Below are 16,692 nucleotides of genomic sequence, written 5' to 3' on the forward strand. Positions count from 1 at the left end.
GATCCGCGGCGCGCCGAAAGAAGGCAGCTGTTCCTGGGCTACAGTCCGATCTGGATGCGGCCGATCGATTACCACAGGGCGTCGGAACGGCTGCTGAAAGACGCAAGTCCGATCCGACGCCAGCTGCTTGGCGAAATCAGCGACAACAAATTCAAGTATTATGTGCCGGAAGAATCGATGGTGCCGCTCAAGTCGTTTTATCGTTAATTCGACAAGATGCTTACGCCTCTGCCCGCGAGCGTGATGACACCGGACACCGCCTGTCCCGTTAACAGATCCTGCGTATATTCCGGACCGACCTTGACCGTTGCTTCCTCGGCGTTGTGGTTGAGCAGGAACAGAAACGATGAGCCGTCCTTGGAGCGGCGGGTGACCTCAACCCCTGCCGGAGCGTCGGCCAGCGGCGCGACGCCTTTTTCTTCGCACAAGTTGGCAAGCAGAGCGTCCACGAACGCGCTTTCCGGGCTGAAGGCGATGTAGTAAGCCTGTCCTTTGCCGAAACGGTTCCGGGTGAGCGCCGGCATGCCCTTATAGAAGTCGGCGCCGTATTCGGCCAATACTTCTGCGCCTTCCGCGTGGATCAGGTCGCACAGAATGCCGCACGAATAGCTGCCCTTCAGCGCGCCAATCTCCTGCTTCATGACGATCCGGTTGGTTTGATCCGGCAGCAGCGCATCGATCTCTTCGGCCCAGATGCCGAGCAAGGGGCGCAGTTCTCCCGGATATCCGCCGATCGTTACCAGATCCTTCTCGTTAACGATGCCGCTGAAAAACGTGGTCACAAACGTGCCTCCGGCTGCGACGAATCGTTCCAGCTTTTGCGCGAAGCCCGGCTTCACCATATAAAGGACCGGCGCGATGACAATGTCGTATTGGTCCAGGTTTTCCTCGACGCCGATCATGTCGGTCTGAATGTTCATTCTGAACAGGGAGTCATAGTACTTGTGAACCTCGTTGACATAATTCAGCGCGATGGAAGGGCCGCTGGACAGCTCGATCGCCCACCGGTTTTCCCAGTCGTACACAATCGCGACTCTGGCATCGAGGCGGGAATCGAGAAGCTTGTCTCCCAGCTGCTGCAGCTCGCGGCCGAGCTCCGCGGTTTCGCGGAATACGCGGGTATGCTCATGTCCGACATGCTCGATAACGGCACCGTGGAATTTCTCGCATGCTCCGATCGAACGGCGAAGCTGGAAGAACATGACGGTATCCGCGCCGCGGGCGACGGCCTGGTAGCTCCACAGACGCATAACTCCCGGACGCTTCAACGAATTGTACGGCTGCCAGTTTTGCTGGCTCGGCGTCTGCTCCATCAGCATGAACGGCTGTCCGCCTTTCAGGCCGCGCATCAAATCATGCGTCATCGCCGTAAAGCTGACAGGCGTATCGATGGCCGGATAGTTGTCCCAGGAGACGACATCCATAGATTTGGCCCATTCGAAGTAGTTCAGCTCCGGATAGAAGCCCATCAGGTTCGTCGTAACCGGAATATTCGGCGTCTTTTCCTTGATGGCCCGATATTCCAGCTTGTAGCAGTCAAGCAAACTGTCGGACATAAAGCGGCGGTAATCGAGCGAGATGCCCTGGAAGTTCGTGCGGTTGCCGCCCCACTCCTCGCTCAGTTCGTTCGGAGGAACGATTTCGTCCCAATCGTAGAAGGTGTGTCCCCAGAAACGGGTATTCCATGCCTGGTTCAGATGATCGAGCGTCGAGTAGCGGGCCTTCAGCCATTCGCGAAAGCCGGCCGCGCAACGTTCGCAATAACAGTATCCGCTGTATTCGTTCGAGACGTGCCAGATCAGCAAGGCCGGATGATCCTTGTAGCGTTCGGCGAGCACCCCGGCCATTTTTTCGGCATACTTCCGGTAGGTCGGGCTGTTCGGGCAGGAATTGTGTCTTCCGCCAAAAGCGCGCTTGCGGCCCTGATAATCCACTCTCAGCACATCCGGATATTTTTTGGCCATCCAGGCCGGATGAGCGGCCGTGCCGGTTGCCAGACATACATAAATGCCGTTCCGGTACAGTCTGTCGATCGTTTCGTCGAGCCATTCCAGATTATAGGTGTCTTCGTTCGGCTGATTCAGAGCCCAGGAAAAGACATTGACGGTCGCGACGTCGATTCCGGCCAGTTTGAACATTCGCATATCTTCCTTGACCGTCTCCGTATCCCATTGCTCCGGGTTGTAATCTCCGCCATACCAAATTTTCGCAAGCTTTTCGTTGATCATCCCTTACACCTTCCTGTAATGTAAGAATATAATCAGTTTAACGCGCAACAGACAGGCCGATATATATAATAAAAATGTTTGGACATATAAAAATATTGCAAAGGTTTGTGCGGTATGACACGCCACAGAAGAATGGTTTATCCTTCAAGCTATGATCAGCCTTTGCCGATCAAGGTGGAGACGATCGGCTACAATCATGACCAGGAAACCGTCAGCCGGCCGCAAGGGTACCCGCTGTTTCATTGGCTTCAGACCGTCAAGGGAGAAGGCCGCATTGTCATCGGCGGCAGGCGGGAAAGCCTGCCGGAGAATAGCGGCATCCTGCTGTTTCCGAACGAGGAGCATGCTTATACGCGAACGGCCGAACGGTGGGAGACGATGTATTTGACGTTTGGCGGGGAAGCGGCTGCGGAAATCGTAAATTCCCTCGAGTTGACAAACTCGGCGATTTACTACTGGGAGGCGGGAACGGAGTTCGCGCAGATGCTTCCGGACACGCTTGCGCAATTGGAGCGGGAGGAAGACCGGTTCGGTCTGAATGCTTCGGCCAAAGCCTATCATTTTCTGATCATGCTTCGCAAATACGGACGACAGCACAAATCGTCGGGCATCTCCCGCAATCTTGGCAAGCTGAGCCCATTGACCGATTGGTTGGAACGCCATTACGGAAATCCTGGCATCGGGCTGGCGGAAATGGCGGAATGCCTCGGCGTGTCGGTGCGAATGCTGAACATGCTGTTTCGTGAAACATATGGCATTACGCCTTACAACTATTTGTTGCACCTTAGAATCCGGAAAGGGAAGGAACTGCTGACCGGAAACCGGAAGCTGACCGTCAAATCCGTCGCCGGGCTGACGGGCTTCCGGGATGCCAGCCACTTTATCGCTACCTTCCGCAGGATCGTCGGCATGTCGCCGGAGAGGTTCCGAAAGCTTTTTTAGGCCGGAATTCTAGGCCGGATGCGCCGGAGCGGCCTCACCGCTCCTCCGTAATGTCCGGATTCGCCGACATGATGGCCTCGGCCGTCTCCCAGAGCGCGGGGAGGAAGCGGATGACGGCCTCGGCGCGGCGGCGGAGATCGCCGTAAGACGGAATGCCGAGATCGGCGAGCAGCGCTTCGAAGGCGGGAGCATGCGCCTGCCGCACCTCCGGCGGAGCGTCTGCGGCCAAAATTTTGTGGCAGCGGGCATAGGTCGCGGCGATCCAGAATACCGCTTCGCGATGATGGCCTGCCCGAATAAGCTCGCGGCTTCCGTCAATCACGATCGGCCGCGCGGCGGCGGTAATGTCGCTGCTAAAGAAGAACGGCGTTCGGGCGGCGTCCGCTGCGGCGTCGAACGTGCGGGCGAGCCCGGCGAGATGATGTTCGACGCGCTGCGGAGACATGCCGGCGCATCCGAGCAGCTCCAGCAGCTCGGGGTAGACGCCGTCATGGCCGTATTCCACCAGGACGCGGCGCGCGGCCAGGTAACGGAGCCGCACCGTAGGGTTGCGAAGCGCCGCGACGAGCAGCAGATGCGTCGTAATGCCGGTCGGGAACAGCCAGGCGGTTACCCGGTCGTGCAAGGGGGCGTCCGCGTCGATCGACCGCAGCCCGTCCTCGATCTTCTGCCGGACGTTCAGGCAGCGGCGGCGCACCCAGGTCCGCCCGGCATAACGGCGGGCCACCTCGGTTTGCAGCCGGCGCAGATGCCCCGCCGGGTCGGCGAAGATCGTATCGATGCGAAAGCTGGGCGCCAGATGGTAGTTTGTCAGCACCTGCTCCGCCGAGGCGAGCAGGTTCCAGGACAGATAGGTGATCTCCAGCAATGCGCCCTCGTAGATGAGTTTCCCCGGCTTGAGCGGCGGCTCGGCTTCCGCCGTGACGACGACGATGTCGATATCGGACGCCGCCGGAAGCTCCGCTTCATCGGGAAGCCCAACCGTCGAACCGCTGAAATAGGCGCCCCGGAACCAATTCTCCCGCGCGGCATGCTGCCTGACCCACTCCGCCGCTGCCGTTCTTGCTTCTCCGACTTTCATCGAAATCATCTCCCCGTGCTTCAGAATGGCACAGCTGGAACAGCTTGCCGCGAAAATGGCTTTACATGTCTCCGATCATACTTGAAAAGATGGCCGGCGCCAACAGTATATTGGATTTTTAAGGAAGGATTTCCAACATCGAAAGCGAATCCTATATCCGCAAGGTATAGACGGATATTTCCATGCCAAGGTCAGGAAGAGGACGGTATGGCATTTCAAAAAAGGAGAGAACGAAAAATGGAGGAAAATCCCGGATCAGTGTCATCACCCGGCACCTTCCGGCCGATTCCGCTGGAAAACCGGATCGCCAGCGTATTCGTTCATGTGACGGATTTGCGCCGAGCCGCGGAGTGGTACAGCCGCCTGATGGGGCTTCCCATACTCGAGGAGCGCCTGAACGGCGGACCGGTGTACTGGTTCGACCTTCCGGGGACGCATCTTATTCTCGATTCCAACACTGCCAACAGGCAGAACCCGGAATGGCGGGAGGAGATGATGCCCCGGTTTATGTTTCCCGCCCGGGACATCGACGAAGCTTACCGTTATGTGGAGGAACGGACGGAGCCGTTCTTCGAGCCCGAGCGCCACGGCACGATGGCCTGCTTCAATTTCCGCGACCCGGAGGGCAATGCGCTGATGGCTTGCTGGACCGCCGGGACGAGCGCGGAGGAGGCCGAACTGCCGGCGCAAAGCCCCATCCTGCCCCGGATCGGCGGCGTATTCGTGGATGTGAAGGACATGCGGACGGCCGCGCGCTGGTATACCGGGCTGCTCGGACAACCTTTCGACGAACACCGGGCGGAGCAGCCGATCTATTCCGTCCCGGTTGCCCGGGGAGCGGCGCTGCTTCTTGACCGGAACCGCCATTTGAACGGGGAGACGTTCACCGAGCTTTTTTATTTGGAGACGGAGGATTTCGATGCCGCGCTGGCGTATGTCCGCCGCCAACGTTTCCGGCTTGCGGACGAGCCCCGGCATTTTCACGATCTGTCGGAATTCGCGCTGCTCGATCCGGACGGCAACCGCATCGTCGTGGCGCAGATGAAGAAACGGTCATAAGGAGAACGATGGGCTAGCGGCCGGATGCCGTTTTAACGAATGCGGTTTCATTTTCGGAGACGCACGTCTCTTCTTCCGCCAAGTTTTCCGTGAGCGGAGCGGCGCGAGAATCCAGATTCCGTGCGAGCCAGAGATGGTAACGGCCGGCTGGAATCCCGAGCTGCTCCACCATTTCGGTTATGTCGAGAGAACGTCTCACTTCAGAACTCCTCCTCTGTACACAAGATGTCAGCTGAAAATAAAAAAAACCCTCTCGCGATGAAAGAAGGCCGGTTGCACTACTAGCTCCACCAGTCCAAAGTGCCCAAAGTAAGTACTGGCTTCTCAGCTCCCTATATGTATAGGTCAATTATAGCTCTTCCCAATACCGGGAAAAAGGGTGTAAAATTGTATGATTTTGTCGAATGAGATCAACATTTGCTGGAGCGTCGGTGTGCCTTGTCTTACCGTCTAATTATCTCCTGTCAGCTGACCAACTCTGCCATTCGTCAAATTGTCCCTGGACGTCGGTGTCCCGCTCTTTCAGCGCCCCCCCTTTCAGCGCCCCCCCCCCTTCTCCCGGCAGATTCTTTGGCGAAAATCCTGCAAAAATGCAGGATTTTTAGCCCAAATAGACGACTAGGGTGTAAAATTCTGCAAAAATACAGTAATTTTTGGCGATTTTCGCTTGTCTGGCTTGAACGGGGCAAAAAAATTGTATAATCGCAGGAATTTTTGCGTTTTGGTTATTTTACGCCCGAAAAAATTGTATTTTTGCAACTTTGCTCTTGTATTGGGTTTCTATCTTTCGGATACCAGCCGCCGGGGAACCGGAGTAAGCAAGCATTTTCGGGATTAGTGGGCAGTTCGCAGCGGGATTGCTGGCATTGGCGCAAGCGAATAGGACGTTGGCGGGTCGCAATAAGGGCTCAGCGGGGGGGCGCGAGCGAAAAGGGCTCTGAAGGTTTGTAGCGGGGTGCCCAGCGGGGTAGGCGTGAGCGAATGGCCTGGAGCTTCGCATCAGGTGTCCGGCCGGAATGGCGCAAGCGAATAGGACGTTGGCGGGTCGCAATAAGGGCCCAGCGGGGGGCGCGAGCGAATAAGGCCCGGCCGCCATCCTGTTTAAGCATTCACCGCGAGACAGCATCGTCCTCAGACAAGTACGACGGAATCGCTTCTGCTTGCCGGATTTAGTCGAATTTATCTTTTGGTTTGGTGTTTTCATAACAAAACGAACGGCCATTGCGCAGCCGCTTCCGCAGAATCGGCCTTCCTTGTTCCGGGTTTGATTTTTTGTTTTCTACAACCAAACGTTTTGTTATGATATTGCTGTATAAGGAGGACGCAGCCGGAAACGGAAAGAACCGACAAACTAAACCTAAGGATGAATGGATGAGCTGACATGAAAGGAAAAAAAGTGACAATACAAGAGATCGCGGATCTTGTAGGTGTCTCCAAATTCGCCGTGTCCCGCGCGTTGAGCTCAAAGCCCGGCGTCAGCGCCCAGACGAGGGAACTGATTTTAAAGGCGGCGGGGCAGCTCGGTTATTTCAAAAATAACGAATCGAGACGGGGTGCCGATGACCCGCCTCCGGCGCCTAAAGACAGCAAGCTGGCCGGTACGATCGTCGTGCTGTTTCCCAATATTCGATACCAGAACAAGGATTCGGTTTATTGGGGGCCGGTTTTCGAAGGGATTACGAGCCGTTTGAACCAGGAGGGAATGGATATTCTGACCTTGACCGAGCCCTCCGGCGATCCCATGTTTTCCGTGCTCAATCCGGAAGCGATCCGGGGAATTATTACGATCGGCACCATCTCGACGCAAATTTTGCTTGATATCGGCCGCCTGAACATCCCGGTCGTCATGGTCGATCATGTCGATCCGGCCTTCCGCTGCGATACCGTGTTTGCGGACAATTTCAACGGCATGCGGGAAATGATGCTCAAGCTTGTAAGCAAAGGCTACCGGAAGTTTCAGTTTGTCGGCAACATTCGATATGCGCAAAGCTTCTACGAGCGCTGGCTGGCCTTCAAGACGGTGCTCGAAGAGTACGGCATTGCGCTGAACCAGGATTCCCGTTTGAACGGTCCGGACGCGGACGACATTTACAAGCTGTTCCAGAAGGAAACGTTTGACGAGCTGCCTGAAGTGTTCGTCTGCGCGAACGATTCGAACGCCGCTTTTTTGATTGACGAGCTTCGCAAGCGGGGATTGGACGTGCCGCAAAACTGCATTGTGACCGGATTCGACAACACCAACGAAACGCATCCCATTTTCGCCACCGTCAATGTCAAAAAGGAATGGCTCGGCATGCGGGCGGTGGATCAATTGTTGTGGCGAATCATGAACCGGGATTACGCATTCGAACGCAAATTGATCCATGTCGATATTGTCGTGAGGTCGGAGTATGCCAGACCCCTAAGGGTACGCCGCAATTCCATTGGAATGACTACTCGTCCAAGCTCGTCTATTTTCCTTACAATTCCAGTTGCCTCCATTCCTCCGTCATTTCTCCTATCTCATATAAAAAATATTAACGGTTTTCGTCTTTTGCTCCCAATACACTTCTGCAACAAGCGATTCGGCAAGAAACCTTATAGGAACAAGAGTGCTTCCGTTTATAACTACAGGAGCGGTATCTAGCATCGTCTTTTTGCCGTTAATCCAAGCAACCTTGCTTCCAAGTTTAAGTCTCACGACATCCTTTAAATTGTAAATTGAGATTAGCTTATTTTTCTTATCCCATACCACACTTGCACCAGGAATCAACTGAACAATTGTTCGATACGGAACCATCACTCTATTATTTATGACAGCAGGCTGCGTCCCGTTAAAAGTAACAGGCTGGTCATTAAAAAAGACCTTCACTTCTTGATTAGTGTTTCCGTTAACAACTGCCTTAGTTGCCTTAGTTGTCTTGGTTGGTTGTTTAGGCTCTTGTTTAACGGGTTGTTCAGGTAAAGTTACACTAGTTGATGTTTCATAAATATTACCTAAAAACTCAGCGTCCCATATAGTAGCTTCTTCATCCTCGTCGGGCAAGACAATGGTTGACCCAACTCCTGCAAACAAACTCGGTGAGTTAATAACAACAAACTCTCCTTCATACCTCCAAATAGATATGACTCCAACACCATATTCGATTAAGTAAGCGTCTCCATTTTTGCGAACAATTATTGCTTCATAATCGCTATCGTATACTTTTGCCAAATAGACATACTCTGATGAGTCAGCAAAAATTTTACTAGGGACGAAGAAAACAGAAATCACTGTAAAAAAGATTAACGATACAATTGTCGATTTTCGCATAGCGTCCTCCCCTATTGAGACTAATGCCCTCCTTCATTATACCTAATATTTACCACCACTGTCTACAATTCGATTCCGTTCATGGAGATGCAACAAAATTACAGAAAAATGAAGTGGGAACACTCACTTCATTTTTGTGGTAATGTCAATGTGTTTTTTTTGTGTAGTGAAGCATCTCATAATTGGGGGGTCAATTACCAGAATTCAATTACTTATAAATGTAATCCTCTTGTTTCCTTTTGACTCTTTCTTGGTGTTCCTTCCTCACAAAGTCAGGTTGAAGAACTTTTAATGAACGGCGTGCCCAGAAAGCACGCATCTTCTAGCCGGTGGAAGTCCGGTCGCGGGAGGGGCCAAGCCCCCGTGTAGCTGGGATGCCTGTGTACGGAGAAACCTGTGCGCAGAAGCGCATCGACGGAAGAACCTGTCAGAGACAGGGCGAGCAACATGTCAGGCCGTAACATGAAGTGAATCCTGCCGCGTCCCCTGCACGGAACAGACGTTTCGTAACAAGATGCTCTATAAGCCCAAAAGGTGAAGTGAGCCATCTGCAGGAAGGGAGTCCGAGGGGCCAATAGTACCGCAGAACGCAGGACAACACAACCTGCGGGAGGGAAGGGGCCCTGCTTTGTTCAAGCTTTTCGAGGAGGTACGAGTGAGTGAATGCCATGCGGCTAACGACACCAATGGAAAAAGTTCAACAACTCCAAGGAAAGCTAGGTCATGCTGCCAAGACAAGCAAGAGCAGAAGATTCCATGCCTTGTACGACAAGGTGTACCGGGAGGAAGTCCTATGGGAAGCATGGCGGAGGGTACGGGCGAACAAAGGGGCGTCAGACATTGACGGCGAGACGCTGGCGGACATCGAGAAGATGGGGGAAGAACGATTCGTCGCAGAATGCCAAGAACGACTGCGCAAGGGCAAATACCGTCCCCAACCTGTACGACGCCAATACATCCCCAAGAAAGATGGACGGATGCGTCCGCTCGGCATCCCAACGGTAAAAGACCGCGTCGTGCAAATGGCCGTAAAACTCATACTGGAACCGATTTTTGAAGCCGATTTTCAGGAATGCTCCTTCGGATTCCGACCGAAACGAAGCGCGAAACAAGCGCTGGAACGAATCCGCAAAGCCTGCAATCGCAAAGGCAATTGGGTGGTCGACGTCGACATCCAAGGCTACTTCGACAACATCAACCAAGAGAAATTGATGAAACTGGTGGAAATGCGCGTCAGTGACAGACGCATGCTCAAACTGATCCGTGGATGGCTTAAAGCAGGTGTAATGGAAGAAGGAACGGTAAGGCGTTCCGACCTCGGAACGCCGCAGGGAGGGGTAATCTCACCGCTTTTGGCGAACATCTACCTGAACTACTTTGACATGCTGTGGGAAAAAGGCATGGAAAGGAAGTCGGAGAACTAACGCGGTATGCAGACGATCTTGTCGTGGTGTGCAAGACGAGAAAAGACGCGCTTCATGCCTACAAACTGATTCAGGCGATCATGGAGCGGCTGGAACTTGCCTTGCATCCGACGAAGACGCGGATAGTGGGGCTATGGACGGGAGAGGAAGGGTTTGACTTTCTCGGCATGCACCACCGGAAGACGAAGGCAGCAACGAGTCAAAACCGCGTGTACTACACAACCCAGCAATGGCTCTGCAAGAAAGCGGAGGGGCATATTCGGGAAGTGGTGAAGGAGAGACTTGCGCCGCCAAACATGCGGCACGTTTCCTTTAAGGAACACGTGGAATGGCTCAATCCGAAGATTCGAGGGTGGAGGAACTACTACGCGACACCGTACAGCGCAAAATGGATGGCCAAGCTGGATTGGTACATCCGGATGCGATTGATGAAATGGTACGCGAAGAAGAGCCAGCGCAGATACTGGCGCAGTTCCTGGCATGAAGTACAACGGCTAAGCCAAATGTGTGGGTTAAAGACGCTTTTGTAAATCGAATGCGCATGAATGACGAACATCGGAAAGCCGTATGAGGGAAAACCTCACGTACGGTTTGATGAGGAGGGGCTGGATTCCCCAGCCCTTCCTCTAGTGCTGGGAGCCGTCGACAAGCGGAAGACGTTCCTCGGCGTCCCGTACAAGGGCATGATTGCGATGACTTCGTTCGATGCGGCCGGCGCCATCGCCGACCGGCTGCGGGCGGACGGCGTCGCCAATATTCGGATGCGCTATCTCGGCTGGTTCAATAAAGGCTTGAATCACGAGACGCCGGACAAGGTGAAGGTCGACAGCATATTGGGCGGCAAGGCGGACCTCGAATCGCTGGCCGGCAAGCTGGCGGCGATGGGCGGCAAGCTGTACCCGGATGTCGCGTTCCAGCGCGTGTATCAGGATGAAGGCCGTTTCACGCCGGCTTCCGACGCCGCGCGTTTTGTAACCCGCGAAGAGGCGCTTCGCGCGCCGTTCAACCGGTCGCTGAATTACATGGACCGCGAACTGGGTTCCTATTACCTGCTGTCACCGGCGAAGCTGCCTTATTATGTCGACCGCTTTCTCCGGGAGTATGCAACGGTCGGCAGCGACGCCGTCGCGCTCCGCGATCTCGGCGATCTTCTGCATTCCGATTACCGCGTGAACCGCGTCATCTTCCGTGAAACCGCAAAGAACGTCGTCACGGAACAGCTGGGCAAGATCCGGGACCATTACCCGGACCTTCTGATCGCCGGCGGCAACGCGTACGCGCTTGCTTACGCCGATCAGCTTGTGAACGTGCCGACTTCCACCAGCCTGTTCAACATTACGGACGAAGCGGTGCCGTTCTATCAGATGGTCGTTCACGGCTACGCCGATTATGCCGGACAGCCGGTCAATCTCGATGACGAGCAGGATGTGCGCACGCACCTGCTCCGCGCCGTCGAGCTTGGCGCGGCGCCGCATTTCCTGTGGTCGGAAGAGCCGTCGTCGAAACTGAAATTTACGCCATACGACACGATGTTCTCCATCCAGTACGCATCCTGGTACGACCGGGCGGTGGAGATGTACCGGGAAGTGAACGAAGCGCTGTCCGGCTTGCGCACCGTAAAAATGTCGGCGCATATCCGCCACGCGGAAGGCGTCGTGGAGACGAAATACGAGAACGGCGCTTCCGTCATCGTCAATTATACGGACAAAGCGGTTACCGTCGGCGGAACGCGAGTCGGTCCCCGAGACTTCGAGGTGGGAGGTGGGAGCCCATGATGCTGAGAAGATGGACGTTAACGCAAAAGAGGGCGATGCTCGGCTTTACCTTTATCCTGCCGTGGCTGATCGGATTCGTCTTCTTGTTCGCGGTGCCGCTGATCCAGTCGATCAGCTTCAGCTTCAACGAACTGAAAGTCGCGCCCGGCGGATACGAATTGCAGTTTGCGGGTTTTCGGAACTTTAAAGAAGCGCTGTTTGTCGACGCGAATTTTAACCGGATTCTGACCGAATCGGTGACGGATATGGCCTGGAACGTCCCGCTCATCCTGTTCTTCAGCCTGTTCTCGGCGGCGATGCTGAATCAGAAATTCAAGGGAAGGGCGTTAGCCCGGGCCGTCTTCTTCCTCCCGGTCATTCTGGCTTCCGGCGCCATCTCGGCCGCGGAGACATCCGGTCTGATCAGCTTGACCGGCAGCTCGGAAGTGGCCAAGGAACTCGGCGAGACGCAAAGCGGATTCGACACGCTTTCTTTTATCTTGCTGCTGGACAGCGCCGGCATGCCGGAATGGTTCATCCAGTATCTCGTGGATGCCGTTATGCGCATTTATGAAATCATTCGCAGCTCCGGCGTGCAGATTCTGATCTTCCTGGCGGCGCTTCAGTCGGTTCCGCCGGCGATGTACGAAGTGGCCAAGATGGAGGGCGCGACCGCTTACGAGGCGTTTTGGAAAATTACGTTTCCGATGGTGAGTCCGCTCATCCTGACCAATGTCATCTATACGATCATCGACTCGTTCGCGGACAGTCCGGTCACGCAAAAGATCTACGAGACGGCGTTCCGGTCGCAAAATTTCGGGCTCAGCGCGGCGATGTCGTGGCTGTACACGCTCGTCGTCGCCGTCATTCTCGTCGTCATCGGCGTGCTGATTTCGCGGAAAGTGTTTTATTATAACTGAGACTGAGGCCGAGCGGGAGGAGGGATGGGCATATGGAAAATACGGCGAAAATCGCGCGGAACGAAGCGATGGTTTATCGGTTGCAGCGGACGAAGAACAAGTCGCTCGAATGGCTGTGGATGCTGTCGCTCTACGTTCTCGTCATCGGCATTTCATTCGTCATTCTTTATCCGCTATTCAGCCGGATTTCGATGGCGTTCAAAGATCCCGTCGATATTTATAACCCTACGATTTATATTGTGCCGATTCATTTTACGCTGGATAACGTCAAGCTGACGATGAAGGTGCTGGACTATTGGCCGATGCTCGGCAATACGCTTATGTTCGCCGCCGTGATGACGCTGCTGCAGGCCGCCTCCTGCGCGCTTGCCGGCTACGGATTCGCCAGATTTTCGTTTCCGGGCAGCAACATTCTGTTCACATGCGTCGTGCTGACGATTCTGATCCCGATGAGCACGCTGATGGTGCCGATGTATCTGCATTTTCGCAATCTGGATTTTATGGGGCTGATCAAGCTGTTTACCGGTCGCGACGGCGTCAATTTGCTGAATACGTACTGGCCTTCCATGATTACGTCGGCGACGGCCAACGGGCTGAAATCCGGCTTGTACATCTATATTTTCCGCCAGTTCTTCCGCGGTCTTCCGAAGGAGATCGAGGAAGCGGCGGTCATCGACGGCGCGGGGGGCTATTCGGCGTTTTTCCGGATCATGCTGCCGAACGCGGTTCCGGCGCTGATGACCGTGATGTTGTTCGCTTTCGTATGGCAATACAACGATACGTTCTACGCTTCTCTTTTCATGAGCGAAAGCGCGCTCATGTCGGTCAATTCTTTGCCGGCCGACGCGAACCAATACCTGCCTGCCTTGCTTGGGATCGGCACGAACGCGGATGTGAAGGCGGACCCGAATCACGTGGCGATGATCGTCGATACGGGCATATTGCTGGCGATCGCGCCGCTCATCGCGATGTACTTGTTCGTGCAGCGTTATTTTGTCGAAAGCGTGGAGCGCACGGGCGTCGTAGGCTGACCGTCCGATCGGAACCGCCCGACGGAAGGGAGAACCGCCGGAACTTTCTATTATACGGAATATACGGAACGAGACCATAAGGGAGGCCGCAATGGCAGATCGCATATTGATGAAAGGCATGACGTGGGGCTGGAACTCCCGGCGGGGCGACTACCGGACGCCGCAAGCCGTCGATTCGTTAACGAAATTGAAGGAGAACGGCTGCGAGTGGGTAGCATTGTCGTTCGATACGTTGCAGGATCACGTGCATTCCACCAGTATTCCTTTCGATTACGGCTATACGGTGACGGACCGCGATCTGGAATTTGCGATCCGGGAGGCGAAGCGGCTCGGGCTCAAGGTGTGCTTGAAGCCGGTCGTCAACTCGCGCGACGGCATTTGGCGGGCGCATATCGGGTTTCCCGAGGAAGAGAGCCCGAAGTATCCGTACTGGGACCGCTGGTTCGAATCCTATACGAACTTCCTTGTCCATTACGCGGAACTTGCAGAGGAACTCGGGTGCGAGATGTTCTGTGTCGGCTGCGAGATGGTCAGGACGGAATCGCAGACGGCGCGCTGGACGATGACGATCGCCCGCGTACGCGGGACGTATGCGGGGCCGATCGTATACAACGCGAATCACGGCACCGAAGAAGGGGTCGAGTGGTTCGACCAGGTGGATTATATCGGCACGAGCGCTTATTACCCGGTCGGCGCCGTACCGGGCGATACCGAAGAGAATATGATCGCCCGCTGGCTTCCCGTCCGCGAGAAGCTGGAACGGCTGCATCGGAAATACGGCAAGCCGGTCCTCTTTATGGAGATCGGATGCAGAAGCGCCGCAGGCTGCGCCACGATGCCCTGGGATTTCCGGCATACGGAACTGCCTGTCAGCGAAGAGGAGCAAGCGAACTTTTACAGCTCCGCCTTGAAAGTATTCTGGCATGAACCGTGGTTCGGCGGCTTCTTCTGGTGGGATTGGAGCGTCAAGCTGTACGGCATCGAAGCGGCGAAGCAGAACAAAGGGTTCGACGTATACGGCAAGAAAGCGGGACAACTGCTGAAGGAGTGGTATACGACCAAATAAGCGAATCATGCAGGACCGGGTCGTAAAGATGATCCGGTCTTTTCCTTTATGGTAAAATCGAGGAGAGAGTTATGGGGAAGCGCAAGCGGTTATTGGCGCAACGCGTTGAACATATGGAAGATTGCGGAAGGAGGCCCATGACGGGTGAAGGAACGGCTCATTCAGGAAGCGATCGAAGCGCGCAAGCGGGCGTACGCCCCCTATTCCGGGTTCCAGGTCGGCGCGGCGGTGATGGCGGACGGCAAGGTGTACCGGGGCTGCAACGTCGAGAATGCCTCTTACGGACTGACCAACTGCGCGGAACGGACGGCCGTCTTCAAGGCGGTGTCCGAAGGGGCGCGCCGAATCGAGGCGGTCGCTGTCGTGGCGGACACGGAAGGTCCGGTCTCGCCGTGCGGCGCGTGCCGGCAGGTGCTGGCCGAATTTTGCGATAGCGAGACGGTCGTTTATTTGGCGAATATTCGCGGAGAAGCGGAGGAATGGACGATCGGACGGCTGCTTCCTGGCGCTTTCCGCGCGGCGGATATGGGTGGGTGACGAAAGAGCCGGCCGGCTGCGAGCGCGACAGGTGCGGCAGGCGCGACGGGCGTGACAGGCGCGGCGGGCGTGACAGGCGCGGCGGCGTGACTGATGCGATAGGCGCGTCAGGCGCGGGTGAGAATGCAAACGGAAAGGAAGCGTGAAAATGGCAGATCAGACAGACAGAGCAGATCAAGCAACGTTCAAACGGGTACATCTCATCGTCATGGATTCGGTCGGCATCGGGGAGGCGCCGGATGCGGCCGAATTCGACGATGTCGGCGCCGATACGCTCGGCCACATCGCCCGTGAAACAGGCGGGCTTCATATGCCGAATATGGCGAAGCTCGGACTTTCCAACATCCGGCCGATTCCGGGGGTGCCGCAGGCGGAACGTCCGCTCGCTTATTATACGGAGATGCATGAAGCGTCGCGGGGCAAAGATACGATGACCGGCCATTGGGAAATTATGGGGTTGTACATCGACAAGCCGTTCCGCGTCTTCCCGGACGGATTCCCGGACGAGCTGATCAAGCGGATCGAGAAGAAAACCGGCCGCAAAGTGATCGGCAACAAGCCGGCCAGCGGCACCGAAATTATCGCCGAGCTCGGAGAGGAGCATCTGAAGACCGGCGCCTTGATCGTGTACACCTCCGCCGATTCGGTACTGCAGATTGCCGCCCACGAAGAGGTCGTGCCGCTTGACGAGCTGTACGCGATATGCCGGTTTTGCCGGGACATTACGCTCGACGAGCCGTACATGCTCGGCCGCATTATCGCCCGCCCGTTCGTCGGCGAACCGGGCAACTTCGTGCGTACGGCCAATCGTCACGACTATGCGCTGAAGCCGTTCGGGCGGACGGTGATGAACGAGCTGAAGGATGCGGGATACGACGTCATCGCCCTCGGCAAAATTTCCGACATCTACGACGGCGAAGGCATTACGAAGGCGGTCCGCACCGCATCCAACATGGACGGGATGGATAAGCTGGTGCGGACGCTGGACGAACCGTTCACCGGGCTCAGCTTCATCAATCTCGTCGACTTCGATGCGCTGTACGGGCACCGGCGCGATCCGAAAGGCTACGGGCAAGCGCTGGAGCAATTCGACGCCCGGCTGCCGGAAGTATTCGCCAAGCTGACCGCTGACGATCTGCTCATTATCACGGCCGATCACGGCAACGATCCGACGTTCAAAGGAACGGACCATACGCGTGAACGCGTGCCGCTGCTCGTCTATTCACCGCGTTTTGCGGACGGCGGTCGGCAGCTTCCGATTCGCGAGACGTTCGCCGATGTCGGCGCGACGGTGGCCGACAATTTCGGCGTGGCGATGCCGAAGCACGGGACCAGTTTTTTGGCGGAATTGCGGTAAC

General features: G+C 55.7%; 15 protein-coding genes, 2 pseudogenes and 1 riboswitch. Of the genes and pseudogenes, 12 read left to right on the forward strand and 5 right to left on the reverse strand.

The features are described 5' to 3' along the window. The first annotated feature begins 54 nt into the window (after window positions 1–54). Window positions 55–207, forward strand: a complete 153-nt coding sequence (locus ABEV74_RS10195) for a hypothetical protein (RefSeq protein ID WP_430145725.1) — start codon at window positions 55–57, stop codon at window positions 205–207. Here the strand turns inward: ABEV74_RS10195 and ABEV74_RS10200 are convergent. Next, window positions 204–2,228 carry a beta-galactosidase gene (locus ABEV74_RS10200; protein ID WP_430145728.1) on the reverse strand — a complete coding sequence of 675 codons (2,025 nt, stop codon included), beginning with the start codon at window positions 2,226–2,228 and terminating at the stop codon, window positions 204–206. The two genes, ABEV74_RS10195 and ABEV74_RS10200, sit on opposite strands and share 4 nt — an antisense overlap. A gap of 114 nt (window positions 2,229–2,342) precedes the next feature. Here ABEV74_RS10200 and ABEV74_RS10205 point away from each other — a divergent pair, with 114 nt between their 5' ends. Next, window positions 2,343–3,170, forward strand: a complete 828-nt coding sequence (locus tag ABEV74_RS10205; RefSeq protein ID WP_430145730.1) for an AraC family ligand binding domain-containing protein — start codon at window positions 2,343–2,345, stop codon at window positions 3,168–3,170. Between the two features lie 34 nt (window positions 3,171–3,204). Here the strand turns inward: ABEV74_RS10205 and ABEV74_RS10210 are convergent, their stop codons facing one another. Continuing rightward, window positions 3,205–4,251: a hypothetical protein gene (locus tag ABEV74_RS10210; RefSeq protein WP_430145733.1), complete on the reverse strand. Its 1,047-nt coding sequence runs from the start codon at window positions 4,249–4,251 to the stop codon at window positions 3,205–3,207. A gap of 207 nt (window positions 4,252–4,458) precedes the next feature. Here ABEV74_RS10210 and ABEV74_RS10215 point away from each other — a divergent pair, with 207 nt between their 5' ends. Beyond that, the gene (locus ABEV74_RS10215) at window positions 4,459–5,310 is read left to right on the forward strand and encodes a VOC family protein (RefSeq protein WP_430145735.1); all 852 of its coding nucleotides are present in this window, start codon (window positions 4,459–4,461) and stop codon (window positions 5,308–5,310) included. Between the two features lie 13 nt (window positions 5,311–5,323). On the opposite strand, the gene ABEV74_RS10220 is transcribed toward ABEV74_RS10215, so the two are convergent. Then, window positions 5,324–5,509 (reverse strand): hypothetical protein, encoded by a 186-nt coding sequence (locus tag ABEV74_RS10220; protein ID WP_430145737.1) that lies wholly within the window; start codon window positions 5,507–5,509, stop codon window positions 5,324–5,326. A gap of 59 nt (window positions 5,510–5,568) precedes the next feature. Further along, window positions 5,569–5,652: riboswitch (cyclic di-GMP riboswitch) on the reverse strand. A gap of 1,039 nt (window positions 5,653–6,691) precedes the next feature. Between ABEV74_RS10220 and ABEV74_RS10225 the strand changes: the two are divergent. After that, window positions 6,692–7,633: pseudogene (locus ABEV74_RS10225) on the forward strand (LacI family DNA-binding transcriptional regulator); the annotation flags it as partial. A 47-nt stretch (window positions 7,634–7,680) separates the two neighbouring features. Here the strand turns inward: ABEV74_RS10225 and abrB are convergent. Together abrB and ABEV74_RS10235 are read right to left on the reverse strand one after the other, a co-directional pair. Beyond that, window positions 7,681–7,791 (reverse strand): annotated as a pseudogene (abrB, locus tag ABEV74_RS10230) (transition state genes transcriptional regulator AbrB); the annotation flags it as partial. Window positions 7,792–7,807: 16 nt separating this feature from the next. Then, the gene (locus ABEV74_RS10235; protein WP_430145740.1) at window positions 7,808–8,602 is read right to left on the reverse strand and encodes a stalk domain-containing protein; all 795 of its coding nucleotides are present in this window, start codon (window positions 8,600–8,602) and stop codon (window positions 7,808–7,810) included. Window positions 8,603–9,270: 668 nt separating this feature from the next. Here ABEV74_RS10235 and ltrA point away from each other — a divergent pair. From ltrA to deoB, 8 genes are all read left to right on the forward strand, one after another. Continuing rightward, complete coding sequence (ltrA, locus tag ABEV74_RS10240) at window positions 9,271–10,026, forward strand: group II intron reverse transcriptase/maturase (protein WP_430145799.1); 756 nt, start codon at window positions 9,271–9,273, stop codon at window positions 10,024–10,026. Window positions 10,027–10,052: 26 nt separating this feature from the next. Further along, window positions 10,053–10,556: a group II intron maturase-specific domain-containing protein gene (locus ABEV74_RS10245; RefSeq protein WP_430145742.1), complete on the forward strand. Its 504-nt coding sequence runs from the start codon at window positions 10,053–10,055 to the stop codon at window positions 10,554–10,556. Window positions 10,557–10,571: 15 nt separating this feature from the next. Next, entirely contained in the window at window positions 10,572–11,801 is a 1,230-nt protein-coding gene (locus ABEV74_RS10250) for a DUF5696 domain-containing protein (RefSeq protein ID WP_430145743.1), read from the forward strand. Then, the gene (locus ABEV74_RS10255; RefSeq protein ID WP_430145802.1) at window positions 11,801–12,700 is read left to right on the forward strand and encodes a carbohydrate ABC transporter permease; all 900 of its coding nucleotides are present in this window, start codon (window positions 11,801–11,803) and stop codon (window positions 12,698–12,700) included. The genes ABEV74_RS10250 and ABEV74_RS10255 overlap by 1 nt, the downstream gene beginning before the upstream one ends. A gap of 32 nt (window positions 12,701–12,732) precedes the next feature. Then, complete coding sequence (locus tag ABEV74_RS10260) at window positions 12,733–13,731, forward strand: carbohydrate ABC transporter permease (RefSeq protein ID WP_430145746.1); 999 nt, start codon at window positions 12,733–12,735, stop codon at window positions 13,729–13,731. Between the two features lie 91 nt (window positions 13,732–13,822). After that, on the forward strand, window positions 13,823–14,797 hold the full coding sequence (locus ABEV74_RS10265; RefSeq protein WP_430145748.1) for a glycoside hydrolase family 113: 975 nt from the start codon (window positions 13,823–13,825) through the stop codon (window positions 14,795–14,797). Between the two features lie 144 nt (window positions 14,798–14,941). Beyond that, complete coding sequence (locus ABEV74_RS10270; protein ID WP_213527531.1) at window positions 14,942–15,334, forward strand: cytidine deaminase; 393 nt, start codon at window positions 14,942–14,944, stop codon at window positions 15,332–15,334. A 148-nt stretch (window positions 15,335–15,482) separates the two neighbouring features. Then, on the forward strand, window positions 15,483–16,691 hold the full coding sequence (deoB, locus tag ABEV74_RS10275; RefSeq protein ID WP_430145751.1) for a phosphopentomutase: 1,209 nt from the start codon (window positions 15,483–15,485) through the stop codon (window positions 16,689–16,691). The last annotated feature ends 1 nt before the right edge of the window (window position 16,692 follow it).

Source organism: Paenibacillus cisolokensis, from assembly GCF_050481165.1.
Lineage (GTDB): Bacteria > Bacillota > Bacilli > Paenibacillales > Paenibacillaceae > Paenibacillus_AH > Paenibacillus_AH cisolokensis.